Source organism: Mesorhizobium sp. M7A.F.Ca.CA.003.01.2.1 (assembly GCF_003998945.1).
GTDB lineage: Bacteria > Pseudomonadota > Alphaproteobacteria > Rhizobiales > Rhizobiaceae > Mesorhizobium > Mesorhizobium ciceri.
In genome coordinates, this window is the sequence record NZ_RZRA01000555.1 from 1 (window position 1) to 3,774 (window position 3,774).

Here is a 3,774-nt window from a genome sequence, read left to right on the forward strand (position 1 = left end):
GTCGCGGCGGCACTTCCCGGCGCCAAGCTGCTTTATCTGGAAAGCCCGACCTCGATGATGTTCGAGCTGCAGGACATCGCGCATCTGACACGGTTGGCCAAGGAACAGGGCATCGTCACCACGATCGACAATTCCTGGGCGACGCCGGTGTTCCAGAAGCCGATCACGCATGGCGTCGACCTGGTGCTGCATTCGGCCTCGAAATACCTTGGCGGCCACAGCGATACGGTCGCGGGCGTCGTGGCGGGTTCGGCTGCCCACATCAAGCACATCAACGAGCAGACCTATTCCTATCTCGGCGGCAAGCTGTCACCGTTCGAAGCGTGGCTTTTGCTGCGCGGCCTGCGCACGCTGCCGCTGCGCCTGCCGCACCACATGAAGAGCGGCCTGACCATCGCCGAACGGCTGAAGGCGCATGCCGCTGTCGAGCGGGTCAACCATCCCGTCTATTCGAACCACCCGGGCAAGGCGACGCTGGCCGGCTATGCCGGGCTGTTCTCCTTCGAGGTTACGGACGAGATTGACATCCCCGTCTTCGTCGACGCGCTGAAATATTTCCGCATCGGCGTCAGTTGGGGCGGGCATGAAAGCCTGGTCGTGCCGGCCAAGGCGTCGCTGGAGCAGACGCCGGGCCTGAATTCGATGGCGCGCTTCGGCGTCAGCCCCCGAACCATCCGCTTCAATGTCGGATTGGAGAGTGTCGAAGACCTGTGGGCGGATGTCGCCCAAGCCTTCGAAAAAGCCAGAAAATAACAAGCGGGTTCAAAATGGGAGTCTTGAACATGAAAAAACTGACCGTCATGCTTGCCACCGTTGCGGGACTGGCGATTTCCGCCGGAAATGCTGTGGCCGATTCGACCCTGAAAATGGTCGAAGTCATCACCAGCCCGCCACGCACCGAATTCCTGAAGAAGCAGATCGCCGAGTTCGAAACGGCCAATCCAGGCATCAAGGTCGAGCTGATCTCGCTGCCCTGGGGGCAGGCGTTCGAGAAATTCCTGACCATGGTGCAGGCCGGCGACACGCCCGACGTGGTCGAGATGCCGGAACGCTGGATGGGCCTCTATGCCAACAATGCCCAGCTCGAGGATCTCGGCCCGTATATGGCCAAATGGGACGACGCCAAGACGCTGGGCGACCGCGCCAAGCAGTTCGGCTCGACCGTCAACAACACCCAGTTCATGATCCCCTACGGCTACTATGTGAACGCGCTGTTCTGGAACAAGAAGCTGTTCAAGGAGGCAGGTCTGGACGGCCCGCCGGCCACGCTCGACGAGTTCGTCGCCGACTCCAAGAAAATCTCCGCCATTCCGGGCAAATACGGCTACTGCCTGCGCGGCGGGCCGGGTGCCTTCAACGGCATGCACATGTTCATGAACATCGCTCAGGGCAAGGGTGGCTACTTCAACGAGGACGGCACTTCGACGATCAACGAGGAGGGCTCGGTCAAGGGCCTGCAGATGCTGGCCGATATGTACAAGGACGGCCTGGCGCCGAAGGATGCGGTGAGCTGGGGTTTCAACGAAACGGTCACCGGCTTCTATTCCGGCACCTGCGCTATGCTCAACCAGGATCCGGACGCGCTGCTCGGCATCGCCGACAAGATGAGCGCCGACGATTTCGCGGTAGCGCCATTGCCGGTCGGGCCGAGCGGCAAATCCTATCCGACACTCGGCTATGCCGGTTGGGCCATGTTCGCCAACTCGCAGCACAAGGACGACGCCTGGAAGCTGATGGCGACCCTTTTGTCGCCGAAGGACAATCTGGAATGGGCCAAGGAAGTCGGCGTCGTCCCGATCCACAACGGTGCCGACCAGGATCCCCATTTCAAGACCGAGCAGTTCAAGGGCTGGTTCACAGAGCTCAGCGACAGCTCCAAATATGAAATGGTCACCCCGCCGACGCATCTGGAGAACCTCGGCAATTTCGTCGACCAGGTGGCGATCAAGAATTTTCAGGAAGTGCTGCTTGGCCAGAAGACGGCCAAGGACGTCGCCGACCAGTGGGCTGCCTTCCTGACCAAGGAACAGCAGGACTGGATGGCGAAGAACAAGAAATAAGCGCGTTCTTTCCTTCTCCCGTTCACGGGGAGAAGGTGTCACGAAGTGACGGATGAGGGGCGGCGGTAGTTTTGCCTACTTTGCGCTGCCCCTCATCTGCCTGCCCATCCTTCGCAGCCGCTGCGCTGCAGCTTCGGAGGGTGAACCGGCACTTCTCCCCGCTCATTGTCCATCCGCTGCTCCAGGGAGCCGATCCTCACCCAATGACCTATGCCGTGTCCGAAATACGATCCGTCGGCAAGCCTCGAAAGAAGCGGCTGTCGCATGCCGCTATCGAGCCATGGCTCTATCTCAGCCCGGCGATCATCCTGCTGGTCGTGGTGCTTCTGGTGCCGCTGGTCATCGGCATCAGCTACTCCTTCCGCAAGTTCTCCGCCTTCAAGTCCGAATATGTCGGGCTCGGCCAGTATCAGGCGATGCTGTCGGATCAGGTGCTGGGCCAGGCGCTGGTCAACACGTTGTGGTGGACGGTCGCCAGCCTTTTCTTCCAGTTCTTCCTCGGCCTTGGCCTGGCGCTTCTGCTCGACAAGCCGTTTCGCGGCCGCAAGGCTGTACAAGCCCTGGTGTTCCTGCCCTGGGCGGTGCCGTCCTTCCTGTCGGGCCTGACTTGGGCCTGGCTGTTCAATCCGATCATCGGCCCGCTGCCGCACTGGCTGTTTGCATTGGGTCTGAAGGCCGAGCCGACCAATGTGCTGTCCGATCCGTCAACCGCCATGTGGGGGCCGATCGTCGCCAATATCTGGTTCGGCATTCCGTTCTTCGCCATCACGCTCCTGGCGGCGCTGAAGTCGATCCCGTCGGAACTGCATGAGGCTGCGGCCATCGATGGAGCCTCGCCCTGGCAGCGCTTCACCAAGGTGACGCTGCCGTTTCTGGCGCCGACCATCGCCATCACCGTGATGTTGCGCACCATCTGGATCGCCACCTTCGCCGACCTGATCTTCGTCATGACCGAAGGCGGACCGGCCGGCTCGACCAACACTGTGCCGGTCTACATCTATGTCAGCGCCTTCAAATCGCTGGACAAGGGCTATGCCTCGGCGGTGGCCGTGCTGCTATTGGTCCTGCTCATTGCCTATGCGATTGCGCTGATCGGTATCCGCCGCACCCTGGTGAGGCACGTCTGATGATCGCAGGACGCACAGCCTCGCAGCGCTTCTTCGGCGGCATCGGCCTCTACGCGGCAATCGCGGCTTACGTGCTCTTTGCCTTGTTCCCGATCTACTGGACGCTGAAGATCTCGGTCACGCCGGAGCGGCTGCTTTATTCCGAAGGCATCACCTTCTGGCCGTCGCACATGACGCTGCAGAACTTCGTCACCGTGCTCGAGGCCACCGATTTCCCCCGCTATTTCCTCAACAGCGTCATCGTCTCGGTATCGACGGCGGCACTGGTGACAATCATCGCCACGCTTGCCGGTTATGCCATGTCGCGCTTCACCTTTCGCGGCAAGGCAGCACTGGCGCTGATGTTGCTTTTGACCCAGACCTTTCCGCTGGTGATGGTCATTCCGCCGATCTACCGCGTGATGGGTCAGATCGGACTGATCAACAGCCTGACCGGGCTGATCATCATCTACACCGCCTTCAACACGGCTTTTGCCACCTTCCTCATGCAGTCCTTTTTCGACGGCATCCCCAAGGATCTGGAGGAAGCGGCGATGATCGACGGCTGCACGCGTGCGCAGGCGATGCGCAAGGTGATTGTACCGCTG

General features: G+C 60.9%; 4 protein-coding genes. All 4 read left to right on the forward strand.

Annotated features, from left to right (window positions below; translation table 11 throughout):
- The coding region (locus EN969_RS20955; RefSeq protein ID WP_206525197.1) for a PLP-dependent transferase at positions 1–753 on the forward strand (753 nt) is incomplete at its 5' end.
- Positions 754–782: 29 nt separating this feature from the next.
- Positions 783–2,060 (forward strand): sugar ABC transporter substrate-binding protein, encoded by a 1,278-nt coding sequence (locus tag EN969_RS20960; protein ID WP_063167896.1) that lies wholly within the window; start codon positions 783–785, stop codon positions 2,058–2,060.
- A 203-nt stretch (positions 2,061–2,263) separates the two neighbouring features.
- A complete protein-coding gene (locus tag EN969_RS20965; protein ID WP_063167897.1) occupies positions 2,264–3,187 on the forward strand; it encodes a sugar ABC transporter permease in 924 nt (307 codons plus the stop codon).
- A partial coding sequence (locus tag EN969_RS20970; protein ID WP_164758390.1) for a carbohydrate ABC transporter permease occupies positions 3,187–3,774 on the forward strand: 588 nt, incomplete at its 3' end. The genes EN969_RS20965 and EN969_RS20970, both read left to right, overlap by 1 nt.